Origin of the sequence: Noviherbaspirillum phoenicis, from assembly GCF_047237965.1 — a bacterium.
Taxonomy (GTDB): Bacteria; Pseudomonadota; Gammaproteobacteria; order Burkholderiales; family Burkholderiaceae_D; genus Noviherbaspirillum_A.
In genome coordinates, this window is sequence record NZ_JBDFLX010000001.1 from 3,763,230 (window position 1) to 3,789,499 (window position 26,270).

A 26,270-nucleotide genomic window follows, 5' to 3' on the forward strand; every position below is an offset into this window, starting at 1 on the left:
ATAATTCCGAATACCACCACAACTAATATCCAATAAATTTTCCGCGCCATTGGACTCATCTTCTTCCAAGTTTCTTCATCGGGACCGCCAGGTGCCACCATCATTTCCCCTTTACTTTGGCGAATAAATTACTTTTGAATGACTGATCGGAACGACGCCAGCCGATAAATTTCCCGGTGAGGCAACGCCCAATTCAAGCGCATATCCACCACCATATGCGTGCGTTACAGCGACGAAGCCATTTACTTTCCAAGGAGTTGGAACGGAAATGTATGCTTGATTTCCATTCCCGTTTAAAAAGTTGTTAGTTCCTTCTGCACTATTTGAGCCAAAGATCCATCCAGCTGTAGCAACGAGACCTGGTTTCCATCCTATGGAACGAGGATCGCTCTGCGTCACTCCGCCTGCCAAATAAGTTGTACCATCCCGCACATTTAATGCGATTGAACCGCTACCAGACAACGATGTTCCACCCAATACAACGAAGTCAGGCTGAGCAGTCCCTCCCGCAGGCAGCCCAGCGGAATTTTGTCCCATATAACTCCATCCCGGCGCTGGGTCAAAGTTAGGCGTTGGTATCGAAAGTGCCCTTTGCGAAACCGCGTTCATGTTTAATGCCGTGATCGATGCTCGCTGCCCAGCATAGTAGGCATTGTTCGCCAACTGCTGGTAAGTGTCTCCCGCCTGCCGATTGCCTTGGCCGTATGCCCATTGCGCCGCATTGGCGAAGATATGCGCATTGCGGCCGAGCTGATTACCTTGTGCCTCATAGTCGCTTGCCAGCATAGGACCTGGCATTGTCATTGGCCCTTGCGACGATGCAGCTCTCGCTTGCGCTGCCAGCCTTGCCTGCGCATAGCTCGCATCGTCGGCCGCGAAGGTTTGCAGTTGAGCTTCCGTGATCGGCGTATTGCGCAACTGCTCCAGGCTCGGGCTTACGATCTCCCGATTTATCGAGACATCATTCACATTGCTCAGGTTGTTGTAGTTGCCGTACTGGATCAGCTCGGCCGGCATGGGCGCATACCCATAATTCTTCAGGAAGAGCGCACCCATCGTGTCCCTCTTTCCGGTGATGTCTAGCTTGTTGAAATCGCCCTGCTGATAGCTGGCCTTCTCGAATCGCATGAGGTCGCTCGGCGTAACGTCTGCGCCGTTACCTGTTACCGGCATCGATTCGGGCAGCCACACATTGATGCCCTCGTTGGATGCCATCGGGTACATCGACAGATAGCGCTGCGCGGCAGCCAGGTTAGTCGGGTCGCTGGCGCGATTAGTCAACGCAGAACTGAAGCGGTTGTTTTCCAGCGTATAGTCCTGCACCTGCTCTTCCGGTGTGTACGACACCGCTTGTCTTCTCATCCCACCCCAATCCGTCTGAGCAACCGACTCACCCAGCGCCTGCCCAAACGCATCCACCGCCACCTGCTGCACCGTCACCCGCCCGCCGCGCGCAATCGCGGCCGCAGCCCCTGCCGCCAGGCCGCTCAGCGTGGACTTTGCCAGCCGCTCGCCGAAGCCGGCCGTGGCGAAGTCCTGCGTGCGCATGCCTAGGGCATCGCCGGCCAGATAGCCCACCGCCGAGCCGACGCCGGCCGCCGCCACGTTGGTCCAGCTGAACTTGTCCTGCAGACCGGTTGCCACTGCCACGCCCTGGGTGATGGCATTGCCCAGCATGCTGCGCGCCACCGTCGGCGCCAGCGTCGGTCCGCCCAGCCAGGTGGCGCTGGCGCCTTGCGCGCCCACGCCGGCTGCCGCGCCGATCTCGGAGGCCACGCCGCCGCTGAGCGCACCCAGTGCCACGGCATTCCAGTTGAAGTCCTTCTGGATGCCTGTGGCCACCGCCACTATCTGGCCCACGGCCGAGCCCACGGCGCCGGCGATGAAGCCGACCGCGAAGCCGCCCGAGGCCAGCGCCGATGCGCCGGCCGAGAAGATGCCGGTTAGGCCCGCGCCAGCCGCAGGGGCCATCAGGCCGGCGGTGAAGATCGTGGCCACTACCACGATCACAATGATCAGGATTGCGCCCAGTATCCCGCAGCCATCGTCCGGAGGCGGCAGGGTCGGCGTAGTGTCGCCGATCACGATGCTGGCGTCGTAGGGACGGAAGCTATCGGCGCGATTGAAGGTGGTGCCGGTGATGGAAGGGATATCGAGCTTGCGGCCCACCACCAGCGCGCTGTCGCCATCAAGGCCGTTGGCCAGGGCGATCTGGTACCAGTAGCCGGCGTCTCCATACTGGCGGCGAGCAATCGACTGCAGGGTGTCGCCGGCGGCGACGAGGTAGCTGCCGGGGGCGCTGCCGGGGTGCGTGGCGTTGACGATCTGGTAGCTGAAGTTCAGGTCCTTGATCGTGGCGAACTGAGGATGATTGTCGTCATCCTTGGCGTCGTAGGGGTTGACGCCGTTGCCGTAGCGGCCCAGGACTTCGCCGTTGACGATCAGCTGGCGCAGGGTGCGGCCGTTCTGGTGGATCGCCAGGGCGCGGCCGAAGGCGTCGTTGCGGTAGCTACGGTTGTTGGCGCCCTCGGCATCGTCGGTGATGGTGATCAGGTCGCCGTTGACGTCGTAGCGGCGGTGGCTGGCGCCGTCGTCGTTGACGGTGCTGCTACCGCGGGTGTCGGTGATGACGTCGCCTTCGTACTGGGCATAGGTATGGACGAAGGTGTTGGTATAGCCGTCGTCACTGTAGCCATGGACCTGGTAGCTCAGCACATTGCCGACGGCGTCGTAGGCATTGCGGTAGTCCATGTCGTAGTCGCGCCCGCCGTCGAGGTGCAGCACCTGCAGGTAGGTCATGCGGCCGTTGGCGTCGTAGCTGTAGATGCTGCGGCGCTCGGGCAGGCGGTCGGTTTCGGGCAGGGCGCTGTTGAGTTGCTTGACGGTGTCTTCATCGACCGTGCCGCCGGTCTCGATGGCCAGGCGGCCGGCGGCGTCGTATTGGCGCTGCTGTACCAGCTGGCCGTCGCGCCAGCTGGCGATCAGGCGGTTCTGGGCATCGTAGGCATAGGTGGCGGTGGTGTCGCCGTTGCCAGTGGTGCCCGCTTGGCCGATCAGTCCGAGGGCAAGTGCCGACAGTTCTGTATCCCCACCGGCGGCAGCGGCGCCGCCCAGTGACGCCCCATGCCAGGTGTCGCTGATGCGGTTGCCGTTGAAGTCGTAGGCGATGCGGCGGCCCTGGGTGCCCAGCGTGCCTTGGGCGTCGAGCGCATTGACCACGGTCTGGCGGTGCATCGCGTCATAGACATACCAGCCATCGACATGCTGGCTGGCGCCATCGACGGCGATGTCGGTGACGATGTGCCGGCGGTTGCCGGCGGCATCATAGCCAATGGCGATGCTGATGCGGCCGGCGGCGCTGTCGGTGACGCGCACCAGGCGGCCGGCGCTATCGTAGGCGAGGCGGTTGTCCTGCAGCAGCTCGCCACCCTGCAGCGTGCGTTCGGCGAGATGGTTGCCGAGGGCGTCGAGCCGGTAGGTGGTGAGCTTGCCGGTGGCGCGGTCGTCGATGCGGATCTGGCGGCCGGCAGCGTCGTAGCCGTAGAGGATGTGCTGGCCGCGGCTGTTGCTTTGCTCGACGAGCTGCCTGGCGGCGTCGTAGTGGTAGGTGTAGACGGCGCCGCCGATGTCGGTGTGGGCCAGCAGCAGGCCGAAGTCGTCGTAGGTCCAGGTCGCGGTGCGGCCGTTGGCGTCGGTCATGGCGACCTGGCGGTTGTGGGTGTCGTAGGCGTATGCGGTGGCCTGGCCCATGGGCTGGATCACGGCCACCACGTTGCCATGCAGGTCGTAGCGGTAGCGCAGCATCTCGCCCGCACCGTTGCCGCTGGCGCTCATGCGGCCGGCGTCGTCGTAGCTGACGCTGGTCACCAGCGCGCCATCGATGCGGGTGTCGATACGGCGGTCAAGCGCGTCGTAGCGCATGTCCTGGCGATGGCCGCGGGCGTCGATGGTGGCAACCTTGTTGCCGAAGGCGTCGTACTGGTGGGTGACGATGCCGCCGTCGGCTTGCAGCTCGGCTTGCAGCTGGCCGGCGTTGTCGAAGCGCCAGCGGGTGAGGTTGCCGTCGGCGTCGCGCATGCCGATCTGGCGGCCCAGGGCGTCGTACAGGAAGCGGGTCACGGGGCGCACGGTCTCGCCGGTGGCCAGCTGCATGGCCGGTGCGGCCTGTTCGGTGACGTGGTTGTCGGCGTTGTAGCGGGTGCTGGTGACCCAGGCCAGCGAGCGGGCATCGTTGACGGTGAGCACATTGCCCCAGCGGTCCAGGGTCTGGCGGATCTCGGGGCGCAGCAGCTGGTCGGTGGTGAATGTGATGCGCGGCGCGGTGGCGGCGACGGTGTAGGCGGGCAGGTAGTCGGGGGTGTGGTCGGTGTAGCTTGTGGCGTCGGTGTCGCGGGCGTCGAGCTGGCCCAGGCTCTGGGCGATCGGCTGGCCGTTTTGCAGCCAGGTCAGCTCGACCTCGTACTGGGCCGGCGGCAGCGAAGCCAGGTCGAGCTTCTGGTAGCCGAGCAGTTGGTCCTGGGTGTCGACGCCAAGCACGTCGGTCTGCACGGCGGGACTCTGCCAGTCGCCTATCGGGTTGGCGTCGGCATCGATCACGCGCAGGCGCAGCCGGGCGTCGACGCCGGCCGGCGGCAAGGGCAGGCGCAGCACCCGGGCCGGTAGCGCGCCGAGGATCCGGCCGTCGATGCCAACTGCCATTACCTTCTGCCCGATCGGCGCATAGGCCGGCAGGTCGACCTTGCCGGCGATGGTGCGGGACGGGCTGGATGCGCCGGGGCGGGTCAGCAGCAGCTGGTAGTCGTAGGCGCCGGCGGGGATGGCGGCACGGTTGACGCCGACCAGGCCATTGCCCCGTGGCGTCAGCGGCAGCGCGAGCCAGGCGCTACTGCCTGTGGCGCGGTACTGGAACTGCGCGACATAGTCGGCGCCGGGGTCGGCGAAGACCAGCCAGGCGGCGGCATCGTCCAGGCTGGCGATGCCGCCTATGGTGGACTGTTGCGCCGATACGCCGCCGATGCGCGGCAGGTTCTGCGCATCGACGGTGCGCGCGGTCTGGCCGGCTTCGACATGCAGCATGCCGCTTACCACCTGCAGAGCGCCGCCGGCGTCGTAACGGCTGAGGCGATAGCCATAGTCGCCGGGCGGCAGTGCGCGCAGGCTGACGGTGGACATGCCGTCGCGCCGGGTGATGGCGAGATCCATCCAGTCCAGGCCGGCGGCCTGCCACGCGAAACGCTCGGCGCCGTCGGCGCTGGTCCAGGACAGGCCGCCGTCGCCATCGTCCTGCAGCGGGCTGTCGTCGCGGGCGGCGTCGAGCATGCCGACCAGGCGGCCGAGCGCGTCGTAGCGGTTGTCGACGCGGCGAGCATGGCTGGCCACGAGCGCGTCGAGCGGCTGCGTCACGGCCAGCGGCGCGGCGCCGTCGCTGCGGACTTCCACTGTCGCATTGCCCTGCAGGTCGTACAGCGCAATGCGCTCGATGCCATCCTTGTCATTGGTGCGCCAGACGCGGCCGGCGGCGTCGCGGTCGTAGTAGGTTTCCCAGCGCTCATCGGTGCCCTGGCGCACGATTTCACCGAAGGCGTTGTAGCGGGTGCCGGCGATGATGGCGCCGCCATCGTCGCGCGCGCTCAGCATCGCGCTCTGGCGGCCCAGCGCGTCGTAGCGCCAGGCTTGCCAGAGGGTGCGCTGGCTGATGCCGTCGGCGGCGGTGACGCGCTGCCAGGACTTGGCCAGGTTGCCGCGCGCATCAAAGGATTGATGATGGACGACGCCAGCGGCATCCTGGCTTTGCACCAGATGGCCGTGGCTATCGTAGCGGCTTAGCGTGACGCGGTCGCTGGCGGAGGCGGCGGCACGGGTGTAGCCGCGCTCGTCGGCTGCTGCGGCGCCGTTGGCATAGGCGGTCTGCAGCAGCACATTGCCGTGGGCGTCGCGCCGGAACTCGGTCAGCGGGATCAGCATGGCGCCGCTGGCGGTGCTGTCATGGCCTGGCGCGGCAACGGCGCGGATGTGGCCCAGCGCGTCATACCAGGTGAAAGTGGTGGCGCCCAGGCCGTCGGTGACGCGGGTCTGGTTGCCCAGCGCATCATAGCCGTAGGTGGCGCTGACATCGCGCCGTTGCGTCACGCCCGTGTCGGCATCGGCGACCTCGATGCGCAGCCGGGTTTCGGCGATCTTGCGGTTGGCCTGGTCGTAGGCATAGACGGTGCTGCGGTCGTCGTCGCTGGCAACGATTGCTGCTGGCAAGGCGGCGCCGGGATCGGCCTGCGGCTGGGCGAACTCGGTGCGCGACAGCAGGTTGCCCCGGGCGTCCCAGGTCTGGGTGCTGAGATAGCCGGCGGCATCCATGCTGGCGATTTCCCGGCCGGCGCGGTCGTACCAGGCGGTGCTGGCGAGCCATGCATTGGTCAGCGGGTTCCTTAACTTCCGGGTCTGGATGCGTTCGCCGAAGGCGTTGTAGCGCTGGGTGGTGACGAGGCCGGCGTGAAAGGCCTGCTGGCCTTCGGGGGCGCTGCTGTCGTAGGCATCGACGGCGCTCTGCTCGGTGCGCAGCAGGCGGCCGGTGCGGTCGTAGGCTTGTTGCAGGCTGCGGTCGTTGTCGCTGGTTTGCAGCGCGGCGCGCAGGCCGCCGCTGTCGATGTCTGCTTGGGGCAGCGCTACGGCGAATTGGTAGCGGGTCAGACGGGTAATGTCGCCGAAGGCGTTGTATTCACGACCAGTGACCTGGCCTAGCGCGTCGACCTCGTAGTCCAGCCGGCCCAGGCGGTCGTAGGTCTTACGGCTGATGGCGCCGGCAACATCGCGGCCGGAGATGGCATTGCCCAGCGCATCGTAGCGAGTTTCGGTGTACAGGGTCTCGATCCGCTCGGTGCGGGCTGCCAGGCCCGTGCTGCCGTTGCTGCCGGGGTCGTCGAGGTCGGCGGCGTAGACGCCGACCGGCGGGAAGGTGGTACGGATCTGGCGGCCCAGCGCGTCGTAGGCATAGCGGGTGGTGCGCTCCTCGGGGCGGCCTTGGGCTTCGGTGCGGGCGATCAGGTTGCCCAGGGCGTCGTAGGCCAGGGTACTAACGATGGCGGCCGGGCCTGCATGGGTGATGCTGAGGGCGTCGGTGGCAAAGTTGGCAGTGGTGCTGACCAGATCGACCTCGGGCGTGGTCTCGCGGATCGTGCGGCCGGCGGCGTCATGGTCGTAGGTCCAGACCGCGCCCAGCGCATTGCGGTAGCTGAGCTGGTTGCCCAGCGCGTCGTGGGTCCAGGACTCGGTATGACCCAGCGCATCGGTCTTGCTTACCAGGCGGCCGGCGGCGTCCCAGGTCTGATGTTCGACATGGTCGGCGGACGGGTCGCGGCGCAGCAAGGCTTGCAGGGCTTCCAGCGTGGCGGGCAGGTCGCTCGTGGCCAGGTCCAGCGGCCGGGCCAACTGCTCGCGCTGCAGCAGGCGGCCCAGCGCATCGTAACGGCTGGCGGTGACGTTGCCCAGCGCGTCCACGGTGGCCGCGATGCGGCCGGCGGCATCGACGTACTGGCGGCTGCCGCGGTCCTGCGCGGCGTCGGGCGCGATGCGGCTGGCGATGGCGGCCAGGCGGGCCGCGATGGCTATCGTGCCGCTGGCTTGCGGGCTGCCGCCGGGCGATGTGCCGCCTTGCGCATCGATGGCCGTAAGCGCTTGCGTATCCAGCGTGTTCGCATGGGCGGTGCTGGCGATGCGCTGTCCCAGGCCGTCGTAGCGGTAGGCGGTGACGGCGCCTTCGGCATCGATGGCAAACAGCAGGCGGTTGGCTGCGTCGTACGCCTGGCGGCTGATGCGGTCGGCCGTGGCATCGGGCTGCACGGCCTGGCGCAGCGCGTCGGCCGACCGGGGCGGCATCGCGGCCGCGGGCGGCGCGACTGGCCGGGCATGGCGCGCAATGCGCAGCACATTGCCGTTGGCGTCGCGCTGCCAGGCAGTGACGCCGCCCAGCGCGTCGACTTCCCACAGCAGCTGGTTGGCGGCGTCGTAGGCGCGGTCGGTGAGGCGGTCGGCGGCGCTGGCGGCAACGGTGGCCGGGTCCTGGCCGGCTGCGAGGGCAGTGGCGTGGGCGATGCTGCGCAGCAGGTTGCCGTTGGCGTCGTAGGCATAGCAGGTCACCGCGCCGACGCCGTCGACATGCAGGGTGACGCGGTTGGCGGCGTCGTAGCGGTACTGGTCGGCGCGGTCGGCGCTGCTGGCGATGCGCTCGGCAATGCTGGCGAGGTGGTCAGTGTTACTGGCAATGTCATTGCTCGCGCCCATAATGCGGCTGGCATCGGTGGCTAGGAAGGTCAGCGCCAAATTAGGATCGACCGGCGTGGCATAGGCGGTGCGCGACAGCAGGTTGCCGTTGGCGTCGTAGCGCTGCAGCGTCAGCGCGCCGACGCCGTCGATGCTGGCGATGGCCCGGTTGGCCGCGTCGTACAGCGTGCGCAGGCGCTGGTCGTGCGCGTCGTCGGGCTGCACGGCGGGCATCGTGCCGGGACGCCAACTGGCCAGGGCGACCGGTCCGGCATAGGCACGGCGCTCGACGACGTTGCCGTTGCCGTCGTAGCGATAAGCCACTACCGCGCCGGCGCCATCGACGGTGGCGGCCAGGCGGCCGTCGCGGTCGTGGATGCGGTGGCTGGCCTGGTCGCTGGGATCGGCATGGAGGCGTGCTGCGATGTCGGCAAGGCTCGCGGCCAGCGGCAGGCCGTCGAGCACGATGGCCTGCGCATAAGCCACCGTGGCGGCGATGCGGCCGTTCGGGTCGTAGCGGGTAATGAGCACGCCGCCTTCGGCATCGACGCTGGCCACCAGCCGGTTTTCGCCGTCGTAGGCATAGCGGCTGACGCGGCCGTTGGCATCGGTCTTCGTGACCATATTGCCGTTGGCGTCATAGGCATAACGGGTGGTCAGGGCGAGGCCGTCCGGGTCGACCGTTTCGCTAATGCGCCGGCCCAGGTTGTCGTAGGCATAGCGGGTGGTGGCGCCGTTCGGGTCGGTCACGCCGAGTTCCTGGCCACGGCTGTTCCAGTTGAACCGGGTGTTCAGCGCCAGGCCATCGGGGTCGCGTACCTGTTCACGCAACTGGCCAAGCGCGTCGTAGTGGTAGGTGGTGGCGATGCCATTGGCATCGGTGCTGCGCACCATGCGGCCCAGCGCGTCATGGACATAGGTTGTGGCCAGCGCCAGGCCGCCCGGATCGACGATGCGCGACAGCATGCGGTTGGCGGCGTCATACGCCAGCACGGTGCGGGTGCCATTGCCATCGACGGTTTCGATCAGGCGGTCGCCGGCGTCGAAGCGTTGCGTGGTGACTGCCAGTGCTGTGGCAGTTGAGACCAGGTTGCCATTGCGGTCGTAGGTAGAGGTGGTGACATTGCCGTTGCCGTCCACCACGCGCTGTGTCTGACCATGGCGGTTCATCACCGTTGTGACGGTGATGCCTTCAGGCGTGGTCACTGTGCTGGAACGGGCGGCATGGTCGTAGGCGATGCGGGTGGTGTTGCCCAGCGCATCGGTGCGGCTGATGGTGCGCGAGAAGGCGTCGTAGCCGGTGGCGAACACGGCGCTGGTGGCATCCACCGTTTGCACCATGCGGCCGAGACGGTCGTAGCGCTGCTCGCGCAGGTTGCCGTTGGCATCGGTGCGGCGAATGGCGCGGCCGAAGGCGTCGTACTCGGTGCGCGTGGCAGCGCGCAGGCCAGTGGCGTCGCGCAGGGTGGAGGTCAGCAGGCCGCGACGGTCGTAGCGGCTTTGCTCGACGATGTCGCCGTTCTCGGTGCCGATGGTGGTCTTGCCGATCAGCTGGCCAAAGGTGCTGTAGCGGCTGGCGATGCGCTGGCCCAGGGCATTGGTGATCTCCAGCAGGCGGCCGGCGCGGTCGTAGCGGTAGATGGTGTTGCTGTCGGCGCCGGGCGTGGCCAGGGATGCCATCATCGTTGGGATGCCGGTGTTGCGCGGCGCATCGAGCAGGCCGCCCTGCAGGCTGGCAAGCTGCGTACTGGTAAGTCGTGTTGCATAACGGGTCAGCATCAGTTCGCGGCCGAGGGCGTCGTACTGGTGGGCCTGCACCTCGCCTGCGGCATTGACGGCGTAGCGCAGCTGGCCGTCGGCATCGTAATAGAACACGTCGCGGTTGCCGTTGGCATCGGTGCGGGTCAGCAGGCGGCCGGCGGCGTCGTATTGATAGCGCACGGCATGCTGCTGCCAGATCGCCTCGGTCTGTTCCGGGCTCGGGTTGGCCAGTGTCGCCAGCGCGGCATTGCCTTCGCCGGAGAGTTCGGCCAGCAGCCGGCCCTGCAGGTCGTAGCGGCGGGTCTGCACCCGCGCTTCGTCGCTGCCGGCGGCCAGCGTGGTCTGTACCAGGCGGCCCATGCTGTCGTACTGGTAGCGGGTGACGGTGCCGCTGTAGTCAGTGCTGGCGATGACGCGGTCGAGCAGGTCGTAACGCCAGGTCTGGATGCCATCGGCGCTGCCGGGTTCAGGACGCCAGCTTGCGGCGATGCCGCCGGCAACCAGCATGGCGCGCTGGGTATCCGTGAGCGCGCGGGCATGGCGAGTGCTGCCGGTGCGGTTGCCATTGCCGTCGTAGCGGTGGCTGGTGAGATAGCCTTCGCCATCGATCTCGGCGGTGAGCTGGCCGCGGGCGTCAAGGATGCGCTGGGTGAGGATGTCGGCGGCGCTGGCGGCGGGGCGCAGCTGCGACAGGGTGCCGTTGGCGCGCAGTGCGGGATCGGTGGCGGTGGCGTAGCGGATCTGCGCGACCTGCTGGCCGGCGGCATCGTAGCGCCATTCCTGCAAATAGCCCTCGGCATCGAGCGTGGCGCGCAGCAGGCCATCGTTGTCATACAGCCGGCGGGTGACGCGGTCGTCGGTGGAGGCGGCGGGCAGCAGTTGCGCCAGCGTCGTTTGGGCGGTCAGGGTGGATACGTCGATTGCATTGGCATACGCAATGGTGCGGACCACGCGGCTGGCGCCGTCGTATTCGGTGCGGGTCAGCAGGCCTTCGGCGTCGATTTCGGCGGCCAGGCGGTTGGCGGCGTCGTAGAGGTGCCAGCTGCGGCTGTCGTCGGGATGCGCGGGCGGGCGCAGGCGGGCCAGCGCATCCGGCGGCAGCACGGCCTGCAAGTCGCCCGCTACCGCCGTGGCATGGCGGGTAGTCTGCAGCAGCTGGTTGTTATGGTCGTACACATATTCAATCAAACTGCGGTTGCCATCGATCTCCGCCACCAGCCGGCTAGCCTCGTCGTACAGCATCCAGCGTTCCACGCCGGTTGGGTCCGTGCTGTGGCGCAGGCGGCCGTCGGCATCGTAGTCGTAGGTGGTCACGGCTAGCGGCTGGCCGCTGACATCGGTTTGCATCAGGCTGGTCAGGCGGCCGGCGGCATCAAAGGCGCTGACGGTGGAGAGGCCATTGGCCGACCGCAGCGTGGTGCGGCGGCTGGCGTCGTCGTAGCCGGTGGCGGTGAAGTTGCCTTTGGCGTCCTGCATGGCCAGCAGGCGGTTCAGGCCATCGTAGGCATAGCTGGTGACGCCGCCGTTGGGCGAGACGGTCTGCAGCAGGCGGCCGAAGGCGTCGTAGACATACTGGGTGATGTCGGCGGCGGCGCCTGGCTTCCCATTGCCATTGCCGTTAGCGTTGCCAATGCCGTTGCCTACGGCGCCATCGATGGCGTTGCCCACCCCATTGCCCTTGCCATTCGCATTGCCATTGCCGGTGCCGTTGCCCACGCTGTTGCCATTGCCGGTGGTGCTGGCATACAGGTTGGGATTGGCGCCGCCGGCGGTGGCCACGTTCAGGCTGCCATCGGCCGGCACCATCGGGTAGCGCAGCTGCTGCTGCAGCTGGCCCCGGAAGTCGTAGCGATAGTCGGTGCGCACCACCTGGCTGGAATCCTGCGCCGCGGCCCAGGCTGCCAGCATGGCTTCGGTCGGCGCCGCGCCCGTGTAGCCGCCGGCCGAGACCGGCGCGCCCAGGCCCAACGGCGTGGGCGGCAGGGCTTGCGGATAGGCGACCTGCCAGGCGCTGCTGTCGCGATAGGCCGCCGCATAACGCAGCGCGACGATGCGCTGGCCGGTGGCGTTGTAGCGGTACTCGGTGACCCGGCCTTCCGGGCTGACGATGAAGCGCACATGGTTGCGTTTTCCCGCGTCGTAGATCGTGTGGGTGGTCTGCGGCAGGCTGGCCCGGGCCGGCCCGGCGCCATCCGGGTCGGGCGCGACGTACAGGGTTTCGGTCAGCAGCTGGTTCTGGGCGTCGAAGCTGCGCGCTATCACATTGCCGGCGGCGTCGCGCTGCAGGACCTGGTTGCCGTTGGCGTCGTATTCCATCGCGCTGACATGGCCTTCGGCGTCGGTGGCCTGGAGTACGTCGCCGCGGGCGTTGTAGAGAAAGCTTTGCACCTGGGCGCCGCCGGCAATCGCCGGGCCGGTGATGCGCAGCAGCTGGCCCTGGGCGTCGTAGTCATAGCGGGTGGCCAGGCCCAGCGCATCGGTCACCGTGGTGCGGCGGTTGGCCGCGTCATAGGCAAAGCGCATCGTCTCGCCAAGCGCATTGGTGACGCTGGCCACGCGGATGTCGTTGCCGCTGCCGATATAGGCAATCGTGAGGCTGCTGCCGTCGCTTTGGCGGATGGACGTGATGCGCTCGCTCGGGCCGTCGTAGGCATAGCGGGTGGTGTAGACGCGGCCATCGGCGATGCTGCCGTCCTCGGGCGTGAGGTCGACCGTGACGGTGTCGAGACGCCCGAAGCTGTCATGGCCATAGCGCACCCGCACCGTCTGGGCGGTGCCATTGGCATCGATGGTGACGCTGCGCACCTGGGCCAGCAGGCGGTTGCGGTAATCGTAATAGACGGTTTCGCCGCTGCTGTTGGCCACCGACTGCACCTGGCCCTCCTTGTTGTAGAGGAAGGCCAGCGCATTGCCGTCGGTGTCCTGGCGGCGCACCAGCTGCCACTGGTCCTGGTAGCGGGCGTAGTACTCGGTGGTGCCGGTGTCGCCATCGGTCCAGACCAGCTGGTTGTCGCGGTAGCGCAGGGTGTCGTAGGCGCCGGCGCCGCTGGTGCTCAGATACAGGCGGCGGGTGGCGTCGTAGGCATAGCGGTCCTCGCTGCCGTCGGCATCCTTTCTGACGATGCTGCTGTTGCGCTGGCCGATGGCGCCGAAGGTGGCAAGGCGCGGCGGCTGCAAGCCGGGCAGGCGGAAGTCGCCGGCGAGGTGTTCCTGGCTGTTGTAGGTGCGCTGGCTGGCGCTCCACAGGCCGGAGCCGGCGAGGGCGTCGTCCTGGTTCTGGAGGATGAGGTTGCCGTTGGCGACATTGACGGTGACGCGGTCGGTGCCGCGGCCCAGGGTGGCAGTGCCGGCGACGCCGCGGGCGCCGAGGGTGGCTAAGGACGTGAGATTGAGGCCAAGACTGTTGCCGGCGACGAGAGCGACCATGAGGGTTCCTGTACGTAAGGGACAGAGCACGACGACGCCGGCAGGCCAGCATCGTCAAACGGTGTTCGGGCCGGGAAGCGGGCAGGGTGGCTGCACCACGTAAGGAATGGCCATTGGCGGCAGCATCAACGGCACGCGCCGGAACATATGCAGCTATTCAGGCGATGCGGCCGGGACTTTAGCGGTGGCGTGCAAATAGCGGGCGGTAGGGGAACGCGGGTGCTGCGGGGCGGAATTGGCCGTGGTGGGACAGGGGCCGCCACGAAGGAGAGGAACGGGAAAAGCGGCGTGTAGAGCGTGTTCTGTTGGCGAACGCTATTTTGCCGGGATACTGAAAATCAGGTCTTCACGGAGGGGTGGGAGCCGGATGCATGGGCAGGACTGCCCCGGATTCAGGATGCAGAGACGGCTGTGCCGTAGCTGGTGGGGTAGGCGCAATGCATTGCTATCGGCAGGTCGGCGGTCTGGTGGAATTCCCTGCGGGGTATTCCACCAGAATGCTACGGATGCTATGAAGGCCGGGGCAATAACCCTTCAGGGCATTGCACCGGATGAGGCTTATCGACTTACCAGCACCGCCACCGGCCTTTCGCCCAGCAGCGTTGCCAGCGGCAGGGTCTGTGCTCCGCCTTGCACCGTGCGATCCGACAGCGCATCGGTCCACTGCGCGACCACCTCGGGCAGCAACAGTTCGGTATCGCCCCATTCGTCCGAGCCGGGCTGCGGCCCCTGGGCGGGCAGGCGCAGGGCGGCTACCAGCAGGGTGCGGCCCTGGTGACGGCGCAGGAAGGCCACCACGTGCCCGGATTTGGCGCCGCGCGCCTGCAGCGGGATGTAATCGCCCTCGTCGAACAGCGCCGGGTGTTCAGCGCGCAGCTGCAGCACCCGCTGTATCAGCGGCTGCTTGATCTGCGCCTTCTGCCACAGCATGCGGTCGAAGTCCTGCTGCGTATCGGCAGCGGCCAAGGCGCTGCGGCGGGCGTCGTAGTCGACCAGCCGGCGGTTGTCGGGGTCGACCAGGCTCAGGTCCCAGAACTCGGCGCCCTGGTACAGGTCGGGCACGCCGGGCGAGGTCAGGCGCAGCACGGTTTGCGTCAGGCTGTTGCACACGCCCGGCAAGGCCAGGCGGTCGACCCAGGTGCGCAGGTCGCGGATGAAGGGCGCGCAGCTGGCGCCATCCATCAGGCGCATCAGGAAGTCGCGGCTGCCCTGTTCATAGGCGGCGTTGGGCATGACCCAGCTGGTCTGGCGCTTGGCTTCGCGGCTGGCCTTTTCCTGCCAGTCGGCGACCCGCTCGGCATACGCCCTTAGGCCGTCATGGTCTTCCGGCGCCAGGTGCAGCGGCCAGGCGCCGACGATCATCTGGTACAGCATGGCCTGGTCGGCCGCGGACGGGGCGAACTGGCCGGCGCCGAGGTCCACCCGCAACGGCTGGTGCTGCGTCATCCACTTGCGCACCGATTCGCTCCACGCCTGCGGCAGCTCCGACAGCACGGCCAGGCGGGCGCGCACGTCCTCGCCGCGCTTGTGGTCGTGGGTGGCGGTAGCCAGCAGGGTATGCGGGAAGTCGCGCAGGCGCTGCAGGTTGGCGTTGTGGAATGCCTCCACGCTGAACGCGAAGCGGCCGGGGTCGCCGCCGACCTCGTTGCGCGACAAGAGGCGGCCATAGCGGTAGAAGGCGGTGTCTTCCACCGACTTCGCGGCCAGCGGCGGCGTCAGCTGCTGGAAGCGGGTGATGGCGCGCAGGCGCAGCGCCCGGGCGCCGGCGTCGGCGATGGAGGAAGGCGTCTCGCCGCCCAGCCAGCGCGCCAGCAGGTCAAGGAGCGGCTGGTCGGCCGCGCGCACGCGCGGGCGGGCCTCGTCCAGCGCGGTCTGCAGCAGGGCCTGGTCTTCGTGGTCGCGGCCGTCGTCATGCACATAGGTGCGGTAGGCCGGGAAGGTGACCAGCAGCTCGGTCAGCACCCGCCGTATCGACGAGGCCGACACGTCGCGGGTGGCGAGGTCGCTGCGCGCCACCGCATGCAGCGCGCGCACCAGCGCGTCGGTCTCGCCGACGAAGTTCTCGGCCAGCAGCTGGCGGCGCGCGGTCTGCACATGGGTGTCGAAGTCGCGGGCGTCGCCGCTGACTTCCACCCACAGGTGCTGCAGCGCGTCGGCGCCGCGCGCATCGTGCAGCACGCCGCTGACCTGGTCCATGAATTCATAGCCGGTGGTGCCATGCACCTTCCAGCCGGTGCGCACCGTCTCGTCGCCGGTCAGGATCTTTTCGATCACGATGTAGGGCGCGCCGCCGGGCGCATCGGGCGGGCGCTGGTCAGTCAAAGCTTCCAGCTTCTCGCGCAGCCTGCGGCAGTAGTGCGCGGGGCGCGCCATGCCGTCGACATGGTCGACCCGTACGCCGTCGATCACGCCTTCGGCGTACAGCCGCAGGATGCAGGCATGGGTGGCGTCGAATACATCGTCATCCTCGACCCGCACGCCAGCCAGGTCGCTGACCTCGAAGAAGCGCCGCCAGTTGATTTCCTCGGCCGCGTTGCGCCACCAAGTCAGGCGGTAATGCTGCTGCTCCAGCAGCGCATGCAGCCGCTGCAGGCCGTCCGGCGTGTCGACCGCATAATGCGCCAGCACCCGTTCCAGCGCGGCGCGGCCGTCTGGCTTGGACCACAGGCTGCGCAGCATCGCGCGGTTGGCCTCATGCTGGCGCAGCGCCGCATCGGCGCCGGCCTGGTCGTCCTGCGCGTCGCGCATCGACGCGGCCGTCTCGCACAGCGCCGGGTCCGACGCCAGCACCTGGGCGTAGGTCGATGGCGCCATCGGGAAGCGGTGGTCGTAATGGGCGAACCAGAAGCCTCCGGTGGCGTCGTCGAAGCGCAGTTCGATCTGGCCGTCTTTCAACGCATCGCCATACTGGGCGCCAAGGAAGGGCAGCAAGATCTTGCCCTTTAACGCCGGGTCGGGCGAGTTCCAGTCGATGTCGAACCAGTGGGCATAGCGACTGCCCGCGCCCCATTCGAGCACGTCCAGCCACCACGGGTTTTCCGGGCCACCCACGCCCATGTGGTTGGGCACGATGTCCAGCAGCAGGCCCATGCCGCGCTGGCGCAGCCTGGCCACCAGCTTCTTCAGCGCTTCCTCGCCGCCCAGCGCGGGGCTGATGCGGGTCGGGTCGATGATGTCGTAGCCATGGGTCGAACCCTTGCGGGCCGACAGCAGCGGCGACGCATACAGGTGGCTGATGCCGAGGCCGGCGTAATAGTCGACCACGCCGAGCGCATCGCCCAGGGTGAAGTCGCTGTTGAACTGCAGGCGCGCAGTGGCGCGGGGGATGCTCATTCGGTGCGCTCCGGCGCTTGTCTGGTGTGGTTGAGAATATCGGTGCGCGCAATCACGGCGGCATCGTTGAACATGGTGTCGACGCTGCCCGGCATGCGACGGCGCCAGTTCGGGTGCTGGTCGGTGGTGCCGGGCAGGTTGGGCGCTTCGGCCAGGCCCAGCAGGTCCTCGATCGGGATCATCGCCAGCGGCGCCGGCGTCATGCCGACATAGGCGATCGCATGCTCGATCGGCGGATGCTCGGGCGGCGGCGGCTGCAGGCCCTCATGCTCGGACAGCACGCCGGCCTCGGCCATGGACTGCCACAGCGATATGCGTTCGCCGTTGCGGATCTCGCGCTCGCCGGCTTCGCTGGCATTCGGCCCCAGCATGTCGAGCCGGGCGCGCCAGTCGATGTCGCGCGCCTGCCACCAGCCGGCGATGGTCGGCAGGTCGTGGGTTGTGGTGGTGGCCATCGCTTCCTGCGACCAGGCATTGGGCGGCAGGAAGCGGCTGTCGCGGCGCTGGAACCACAGCACCCGGATGCCAAGGATGCCGGCGCCGGCCAGCCGCTCGCCGAAGCCCGGCGGTATCGTGCCCAGGTCTTCGCCGATGACGATGCCGCGGTGGCGCCAGCTCTCCAGCGCGATCAGGCGCAGCAGGTCGTCGAACGGAAAGCGCAGGTAGGCGCCCTCGGTCGAGGAAAAGCCGTCCGGCACCAGCCACATCCGGGTCAGGCCCAGCACATGGTCGATGCGCACGCCGCCGGCATGGCGGAAGGCCGAGCGCAGCATTTCGAGATAGGCCTGGAAGCCATGGCGGCGCAGCGCCACCGGCGAGAATGCGCCCAGGCCCCAGTTCTGGCCCAGGGGCGCGAGCACGTCGGGCGGCGCACCGACCGACAGGCCGCCCAGCATCTGCTCGCCGCGGCTCCAGGCCTGGCTGCCGGCCGGGTCGGCGCCCACCGCCAGGTCGCTGATCAGGCCGATCGCCATGCCGGCTTCGCGGGCGGCGATCTGGGCCTGCTGCAGGCCGAGCGCGGCCTGCCACTGGAGGAAGGCATGGAAGCCCACCTCGTCGGCGTGTTCACGCGCGAACTGGTCGATGGCTGCGCCGCGCGGGTCGCGGTATTCCTCGGGCCAGCTGCGCCAGTCGCCGTTCTTTTCCTGGCGGCGCAGCCAGGCATGCATCGCTTCGAAGCGGGCATGGTCTTCCACCGTGTCGCCCTGCTCCTCGCGGAAGGCGGCGAAGGCGGCGCAGGGTGCGCCGCCGGCCTGGCGGAAGCGATCGTACAGCGCGCGCAGCACCTTGAATTTCCAGGCCGAGGAAGCCGGCCAGTCGATCATGTCCAGCGCTTCCAGCCGCTCGCCTTCTTCCACCAGGCCATGCTCGCGCAGCACTTCGGCCAGCACCTCCTCGCCCATCACCGCGGACGGGTCGATGTGCAGCGCATTGAACAGCACCCGGCTCGACGGGCCGTACGGGCTGAAGCGGTTAAGGTCATCGGCGAACATCGCGTGCACCGGGCTGATGGCCACCGCCGATGCGCCGCGGCGCGCGGCCTGCCGCACGAAGCGGGCCAGGCCGCCGAAGTCGCCGATGCCGCCGTCGCCGGGCCGGCGCAGCGAATACAGCTGGGTGGCGATGCCCCACAGCCGCGGCTCGGTGACCGGGGTGCCGGGCAGGGTGGCGGCGGCATCGGCCACGCTGTAGCAGCGCGACGGCGCCACCGCCAGCGTGACCTGGTAGTCGGCTACCTGCAGCTGATGGTAGCCGGGCGTATGCAGCGGCATGATTTCCAGCGCCTGTTCCGGGTCGTCGGAAAAGCGGCCCTCGATCACGCTGCCGTCTTCCAGTTCCACCCGGTAGGGCTTGCTGCGCAGGATGGGATGGCGGCCCAGCGGTATCGCCATGCCGACCTGGGCGGTCAGCAGCGGCGGCAGGGGCCGCGTGGCCCTTTCGGTGGCCAGCGCGGCGATGCTGGCTTCGCAGTCGGCGTCGGTGTCGCCGGGCATGCCCAGCGCGCGCAGCATGGCGCGCATCGACTCCGGCGCCACCGTTTGCGGTGCACCGAAGGCGTCGATCCAGGTTGGCGAGATGCCGGCCATTTCGGCCAGGGCCAGCAGTGCTTCATTGCTCACGATAGTCCTCCGGTGTCAGGTGCGGCTCAGCTGGCGATGCGGGACACGCCCAGCAGTACCGCGCTGTGCGCGGCAACCACGATACGATTGTTGACCACGGCCCGCACGACTGGTTCGTCGCGGGTCGCCGGCCGCGCCAGCGCCTCGGTGGCAGTGCCGCCGCTGGCGCCCGGAGTGTCGGTCGTGGCTGCCATGGCCTGCGCGATCGCCACCTCGGCCTGGGCTTCGGCGCTGGCCACCGCCTCGGCCGCATAGTCGCCCACCTCGATCGGCTCGGCGGCGTCGGCCAGCAGTTCCCATTCCAGCACCGGCTCGGGCAGGATGAATTCCCGGTCTTCCGAATAGGCGTTCATCAGCAGCATCGTGGCCGACACCGGGCCGCCGGGCTCGGCCCGGCCGACGCGGCGCAGGCTCAGCATGCGGCCTTCGGCGAACTGCCACATTTCCGGCGTCATCGGGTTGCCGGACTCGTCGAACCAGCTGGCGTCCATCAGGCCCGGCAGCACTTCGGTGCCGCCGGTATAGAAATGGGTCTGGCGCAGCGTCGGATGGGCGGCGCGGGCGGCCACGCAGCGCCGGGTGAACCTGACCATGGCCTGGCCGGCGTCGCTCTCCAGCGCGCTCCAGTCGAACCAGCCGATCTCGTCGTCATGGCAGTAGGCATTGTTGTTGCCATGCTGGGTGCGGCCGAACTCATCGCCGCCCAGCAGCATCGGCGTGCCATTGGCGAAGAACAGCGTCATGAGCATCGCGCGCTTGACCTTCTCGCGGGTGATGATGATGCCGGGGTCGTCGGTCGGGCCTTCGGCGCCCCAGTTGAAGCTCTGGTTGTCGTTGGCGCCGTCGCGGTTGTCCTCGGCGTTGGCTTCGTTGTGCTTCTCGTTGTAGCTGACCAAGTCGTTCATCGTGAAGCCGTCATGGGCCGTGATGAAGTTGACCGAGGCCCAGGGGCGGCGGCGCCGGTGGCCAAACAGGTCGGCCGAACCCATCAGGCGCGCCGCCAGCGCCGGACGCACGCCGGCGTCGCCCTTCCAGAAGCGGCGCACGTCGTCGCGGTAGGCGCCGTTCCACTCGGCCCAGCCGGGCGGATGCTGGCCGACCTGGTAGCCGCCGGGGCCGATGTCCCACGGCTCGGCAATCATCTTCACCCGCGACAGCACCGGGTCCTGGCGCACCGCGTCGAAGAAGCCGCTGCCCGGGTCGAAGCCATGCGCCTCGCGGCCCAGCGTGACCGAAAGGTCGAAGCGGAAGCCGTCGACGTGCACCTTCTCGACCCAATAGCGCAGCGAGTCCATCACCATCTGCAGCACCCGCGGATGCGACAGGTTGACGGTGTTGCCGCAGCCGGTGTCGTTGATGCAGTGGCGCGGATTGTCCGGCAGCAGCCGGTAGTAGCTGGCATTGTCGAGGCCGCGGAAGGACAGCGTCGGTCCTAGCTCGCTTTCCTCGCAGGTGTGGTTGTAGACCACGTCCATGATGACTTCGATGCCGGCCTTGTGCAGCTGGCGTATCGCCAGGCGCATCTCGTTGAGCGAGCCATCCGACAGGTAGCGCGGCTCGGGGGCGAAGAAGCTCATAGTGTTGTAGCCCCAGTAGTTGCGCAGCTTCTTTTCCAGCAGGCGCCGGTCCTGCAGGAAGGCATGCACCGGCAGCAGCTCGATCGAGGTAATGCCGAGCTTGACCAGGTGGTCGATCATGTACGGATCGGCCAGCGCGGCGAAGGTGCCGCGCGCCTGCTGCTCGATGTGCTCGCAGCGCATGGTCATGCCGCGCAGATGCCCTTCGTAGAACACCGTGCGGTCCCAGGGGATCTCGGGCGAGCGGTCGTTGCCCCAGTTGTAGTAGTCGTCCACCACCACCGACTTGGGCATGAAGGCGGCGCTGTCGCGGCGGTCGAAGGACAGGTCGGCGCGCGAGGATTCGAGCCGGTAGCCATACAGCGCGTCGCTCCAGCGCAGCGCGCCGGCGACCTGCCTGGCATACGGGTCCAGCAGCAGCTTGTTGTGGTTGAAGCGGTGGCCCTGCTCGGGCTGATAGGGGCCATAGGCGCGGTAGCCGTAGAGCTGGCCTGGCTGCACCCGCGGCAGGTAGCCGTGCCAGACTTCATCGGTGCATTCCGGCAGCACGTGGCGCGCAATCTCGCGCCGGCCGGTGGGGTCGAACAGGCACAGCTCGATCTTTTCCGCATGCGCGGAAAACACGGCGAAATTGGTGCCAGAGCCGTCAGGCGTAGCGCCCAGCGGGTAGGGCGATCCCGCGCTCATGCGGGCAGGGGTTCTGGCAAGCGCCATGGTCAGGTACTCCTCTTCAAGATCATTGCGGATAGGGGCGGTAGTGTCAGTTCCAGCGACTGGTCATGGCCATGGCTGCCATGCGGCTGCGCCGTCATGAATTCCGGGTTGCCGGCATTGCTGCCGCCATAGACGGCGGCGTCGGTATTGAGGATGGTTTGCCAGACCGACGGGCTCTGGCCTTCGATGCCGGGCACGCCGACGCGGTAGTGGTGGCGCACCACGGGCGTGAGATTGAGCACGACCAGAAGCGGCTCGTCGCCGACCGCGGCGTCGCCCTGGCGCAGATAGGCATGCACGCTGTTGACGGCGTCGTCGCGCACCACCCAGGCGAAGCCGCGCGGGTCGGCGTCGGCGGTGTGCATGGCCGGCTCGGTGGCGTACACCCGGTTCAGGTCGCGCACCAGGGTATGGATGCCCAGGTGCCGCTCGTCGTCCAGCAGGTGCCAGGGCAGCGCGCCGTCATGGTCCCATTCCTCCCACTGGCCCAGTTCGCTGCCCATGAACAGCAGCTTCTTGCCGGGATGGGTCCACATGAAGCCGAGATAGGCGCGCAGCGTGGCGCGCTTCTGCCATTCGTCGCCCGGCATCTTGGCCAGCAGCGAATGCTTGCCATAGACCACCTCGTCATGCGACACCGGCAGCACATAACGCTCGCTCCAGGCGTAGCTGATGCTGTGCATCAGCTCGCCGTGGTGGTACTGGCGGTACAGCGGATCGCGTTCGATGTACTGCAGCGTGTCGTGCATCCAGCCCATGTTCCACTTGTAGGTGAAGCCCAGGCCGCCCTGGTCCACCGGCGCGGTCACGCCGGGCCAGGAGGTGGATTCCTCGGCAATCATCAGCGCGCCGGGACAGCGCTGCTGCACCACGGTGTTGAGTTCCTTCAGGAAGGCGACCGCCTCCAGGTTCTCGCGGCCGCCGTGGATGTTGGGTATCCATTCGCCGGGCTTCCTGCTGTAGTCGCGGTACAGCATGGAGGCCACCGCGTCGACCCGCAGGCCGTCGATGTGGTACTGCTCCAGCCATTCCATCGCGCCCGAGATCAGGAAGTCGCGCACTTCGTTGCGGCCGAAGTTGTAGATCAGGGTGTTCCAGTCGTGGTGAAAGCCTTCGCGCGGGTCTTCGTGCTCGTACTGCGCGCTGCCGTCGAAGCGGGCAATGCCGTGCGCGTCGGACGGGAAGTGCGCCGGCACCCAGTCCAGCAGCACGCCCAGGCCGGCCGCGTGGCAGCGGTCGACGAAACGGGCGAAGGCTTCCGGCGGGCCGAAGCGCGCAGTCGGCGCATACTGCGCCAGCGGCTGGTAGCCCCACGAGCCGCCGAACGGATGCTCCATCACGGGCAGCATCTGCACATGGGTGAAGCCGAGGTCGGTGACATACGGGATCAGGCGGTCGCCCAGTTCGTCCCAGGTCAGGCTGCGGTTGGACTCGTTGGCGTCGCGCTGCCAGGAGCCGGCATGCATTTCATAGATGGAGATCGGCGTGTCGGGGGTGTCGCGGCTGGCGCGTGAGGCCATCCAGGCCTCGTCGTTCCACACATGCACCTGCAGCGGCGCGACGATGGAGGCGGTGGACGGCGGCACCTCGGTGGCGCGTGCGACCGGGTCGGCCTTCTGCGGCAGCAGGTGGCCGGAGGCCGACAGCAGCTCGTACTTGTAGCGCTCGCCGACGCCGATGCGCGGAATGAACAGTTCCCACACGCCGGCTTCATGGCGCAGCCGCATCGGATTGCGGCGGCCGTCCCACAGGTTGAAGTCGCCCACCACCGATACCCGCTGCGCGCTTGGCGCCCAGACCGCGAAGCGGGTGCCGGCCACGCCGTTGACGGTCATTGGCTGCGCGCCCAGGCAGCGGCCCAGGCGGTAATGCACGCCGCCGGAAAGCAGGCCGAGTTCATGGTCGGACAGCAGGAGGCCGAAGGAATACGGGTCCTCGGTCTCGAACATGGTTTCATTGCCGCTGGCATCCGGCCACCAGATGCGCAGCCGGTAGGCCTGCCCCAGCCGCATGCGGGCCGGCGTGCCGACGAACATGCCGCGCGCATCGACCTGGGTGAAGTCGGCCAGCAGGCCGCCGCGCAGGCCGATCGCCTGCACCCGCAGCGCGCCGGGCTGCCAGGTGCGGATCTGCAGCCGACGTCCGACCTGGTGCGGGCCGAGCAGCGAAAACGGGTCATGCAGCCGGCCTTCGGCCAGTGCATCGATCAGATGGGTGGGGATGCGGTTTTCCGCGGGCGAAACCGGGGCTCGCCTTTCCTGTTCAATTTCTTGCTGCATGGATTCCTCGACATGATCTGGTTGCTGCGTCGCAAAAACCGGGCCACCGGCCTGCGGGTGCGTTGGCGCCATGCGCTCTCACTTCAGGCCCGCTTGTACAGGGTCGCCGCTTCGTCGGCGGCCGCACTGCGCGGCAGCAAGGTGTTCTCAAAGAGTGCGCGGGCATGGGCGGGCGCGATGTCGGCATACATGCGGATGTACTTGCGCACCGGGCCGTACCAGGAAAAGTCGGCCTGCATCGCATTGCGCTGCAGGCGCTGCCAGCAACTGCCCTGGCCGTACAGCGCAAGCGCGCGTTCCATCGCCCGCACCATGTCGTCGGCGCCTTCGCCGTCGAACAGCACGCCGTTGGCCAGTTCATGCGGCGCATCCGGCTCGCCGGCGTCGGACACGGTGTCGCACAGGCCGCCCACCCTGGATACGACCGGGATGGTGCCATACAGCATCGCGTAGATGGGCGTCAGGCCGAACGGTTCGAAGCGGGTGCCATGCAGCAGCATGTCGGCGCCGGCATGCAGCGCATGGGCCATTTTCTCGTCATAACCGATCTGCACCGCCACCCGGCCAGGCCAGTCGGCCGCCAGCTGGCGGAAGCGCGCTTCATACGCATGGTCGCCACGCCCCAGCACCACCACCTGCAGGCGGCTGTGGTCGGCCAGGAGGCGCGGCAAGGCATCGAGCGCCACGTCGGCCATCTTCTGGTGGGTGATGCGGCTGCCCAGCGCCACCAGCGGCGCGAACGGCTCGACCGGCAGGCCGCACAGCCGCTGCAGCTCGCGCTTGCAGGCCGCCTTGCCGGCCAGGTCGTCGGCGCTGAAGTCGCGTGTCGTGAGCGGGTCGTGCGCCGGGTTCCAGGCGCCGGTGTCGACGCCGTTGGGGATGGCCAGCAGCGCGTCGCGCCGCGCATTCAACAGGCCGTCCAGGCCGTGGCCGAAGCGCGGCGTCAGGATTTCCTGCGCATAGGTGTCGCTGACGGCGGTGATGCGGTCGGCGCACAGGATGCCGGCCTTCATGAAACTGAGCTTGCCCCAGAACTCCACGCCGTCGGCATGCAGCATGTCGGCCGGCACGCCCAGCCTGTCGGCGTGCGCCATGTCGACATTGCCCTGGAAGGCGAGGTTGTGGATGGTCAGCGCGGAACCGACGGTATCGATGCCCTGCGCCTTGAGCAGCAGCGGAATCAGGCCGGCATGCCAGTCGTTGGCATGCACCACATGCGGCGCGGGCAGCATGGTCCGGCCGGCGCAGATGCGGACGGCGGCATGGGCCAGGTCGCCGAAGGCCAGCGCATTGTCGTCGTACTCGAGGCCGTCGTCATTGACGTAGGGGTCGCCGCTGCGGCTCTTGAAGCGCTCGGTGTCGAGCAGCAGCACCGGCACATTGGCGCCGGGCATGCGGCCCAGGAGCAGCCGGCCGGCGCCGCCGGGCAGGTCGTCGATCACGGGGCCGATCTGGCGCAGCCCGATCGCATTGGCAAGCGCAGCCGGATAGCCGGGCATCAGGATGGTGGCGTCCACGCCGTGTTCGATCAGCACGGCGCCAAGCGCCGTGATCACATCCGCCAACCCGCCGGTCTTGACCAGCGGTACCGCCTCCGATGCAACGAGCAATACCCGCGCTCTCCCCATGTAACTCCCCTTGTTTGATTGAATGTTTGCCGGCTAATGGCGGTTGGCCGCTTGTTGATACCGGTCGTATGCCTGGCAGATTCGCAACTCTATTGAGAATATTGCCACTTCGCTATCGGCGGGGGCCGCATACGCCTGTGGGAGTTTTCCTACAGGGGAAGATTTCCGGCACGCCTACACGCTTCTGCGAGGGCGTTGCCTTCCTGTACGGATGCCGAATGCGGGGACGGCGGGGCTTGACGGGGCTGAACCAGCCGGCGCGCCCGGCTGAAAACCCGCAGCGGAAAGTCCGCGCGGCGGCTTACGGAAGGCGGTGCATGGCCGGGAGATGCCGCCGCCGCAATGGGCTGGGTTGCTGCGGGTATTGCTGGGGTAATGGGCCTTTGGCGTCCGGCTTCAGGCCAGCATCATCCACGTGCCCGCAAGCGCAATGCCGAGTCCGGCAGCACGGCTGGCGAGCTGGCCGGCATGCCTGGCGGCCAGCATGCCGGCCAGGTGCAGCATGGCGGTGGCAGCGGAAAAGCCAAGGAAGTAGGCGAGGGTGGAACCATCGGCCGGTATTTCCAGGCCATGCGCCTGGCCATGGGCCAGCGCGAAGGCGGCAAGCAGCAGGCCGCCGGCCCATGCCGGCATGCGCACTGAAAACACGGTCAGCATGCCCAGGGCGACCACGGACAGGCCGATCAGGCCTTCCATGCCGGCCAGTGCCACGCCGCCGGCGGCCGCCAGCGCGCCCAGCAGCATGGCCAGCGGGAACAGCGCCGGCAGCCAGCGCCTGGCTCTCGGGTTCTGCGCCGCGGCCCACAGGCCGACGGCGACCATGGCCAGCAGATGGTCTGCTCCGGAAAGCGGATGCAGCAGGCCGGCCAGCAATCCCGCGGCATGCATGCCGTCATGCGCCATGGCGGGGCTGGCAAGCAGCGCCATGGCGGTGCATGACAGGCCGATATGCAATTTTTTGGTGCGTTTTTCGCTTGTTTTGATCATCTTGTTCATTCTGTGTATTGGAATTGGCTTTATTTTGCATTGCTTGGGCAGCCGCGGCCGACCCTGCCTGTTGCATAGCAAGAGCTGCGCCGGCCGCCATGCCCTCGCCTGCTGGCACGACGGTTTCCCTGGACGCGTTCGTTGACGGTTTTGGCACATCGCAAACCCGTTGCGCATTACCGGAACCTGCAC

At 67.8% G+C, this 26,270-nt stretch carries 7 protein-coding genes; all 7 read right to left on the reverse strand.

The window, feature by feature from the left end; all coding sequences use genetic code 11:
- Positions 1-111 precede the first annotated feature (111 nt).
- Complete coding sequence (locus ABC383_RS16840; RefSeq protein WP_413015264.1) at positions 112-13,440, reverse strand: polymorphic toxin type 22 domain-containing protein; 13,329 nt, start codon at positions 13,438-13,440, stop codon at positions 112-114.
- A 558-nt stretch (positions 13,441-13,998) separates the two neighbouring features.
- Positions 13,999-16,773, reverse strand: coding sequence for a malto-oligosyltrehalose synthase (gene treY, locus ABC383_RS16845; RefSeq protein WP_413015265.1), 2,775 nt, complete (start codon positions 16,771-16,773; stop codon positions 13,999-14,001).
- Complete coding sequence (gene malQ, locus ABC383_RS16850; RefSeq protein WP_413015266.1) at positions 16,770-18,893, reverse strand: 4-alpha-glucanotransferase; 2,124 nt, start codon at positions 18,891-18,893, stop codon at positions 16,770-16,772. The genes treY and malQ overlap by 4 nt, the downstream gene beginning before the upstream one ends.
- A 26-nt stretch (positions 18,894-18,919) precedes the next feature.
- Entirely contained in the window at positions 18,920-21,184 is a 2,265-nt protein-coding gene (gene glgX / locus ABC383_RS16855) for a glycogen debranching protein GlgX (RefSeq protein ID WP_413015268.1), read from the reverse strand.
- A gap of 2 nt (positions 21,185-21,186) precedes the next feature.
- Complete coding sequence (gene glgB, locus ABC383_RS16860; protein WP_413015270.1) at positions 21,187-23,463, reverse strand: 1,4-alpha-glucan branching protein GlgB; 2,277 nt, start codon at positions 23,461-23,463, stop codon at positions 21,187-21,189.
- An 83-nt stretch (positions 23,464-23,546) separates the two neighbouring features.
- Positions 23,547-25,073, reverse strand: coding sequence for a glycogen synthase GlgA (gene glgA / locus ABC383_RS16865; RefSeq protein ID WP_413015272.1), 1,527 nt, complete (start codon positions 25,071-25,073; stop codon positions 23,547-23,549).
- Positions 25,074-25,487: 414 nt separating this feature from the next.
- The gene (locus tag ABC383_RS16870) at positions 25,488-26,078 is read right to left on the reverse strand and encodes a HupE/UreJ family protein (RefSeq protein ID WP_413015274.1); all 591 of its coding nucleotides are present in this window, start codon (positions 26,076-26,078) and stop codon (positions 25,488-25,490) included.
- Positions 26,079-26,270 lie beyond the last annotated feature (192 nt).

What these genes read in the sequence shown, in the direction of transcription:
- ABC383_RS16840 (WP_413015264.1), bottom strand. Translation starts at nt 13,440, where the DNA reads ATGGTCGCTCTCGTCGCCGGCAACAGTCTTGGCCTCAATCTCACGTCC.
- treY (WP_413015265.1), bottom strand. Translation starts at nt 16,773, where the DNA reads ATGAGCATCCCCCGCGCCACTGCGCGCCTGCAGTTCAACAGCGACTTC.
- glgX (WP_413015268.1), bottom strand. Translation starts at nt 21,184, where the DNA reads ATGGCGCTTGCCAGAACCCCTGCCCGCATGAGCGCGGGATCGCCCTAC.
- glgB (WP_413015270.1), bottom strand. Translation starts at nt 23,463, where the DNA reads ATGCAGCAAGAAATTGAACAGGAAAGGCGAGCCCCGGTTTCGCCCGCG.
- ABC383_RS16870 (WP_413015274.1), bottom strand. Translation starts at nt 26,078, where the DNA reads ATGATCAAAACAAGCGAAAAACGCACCAAAAAATTGCATATCGGCCTG.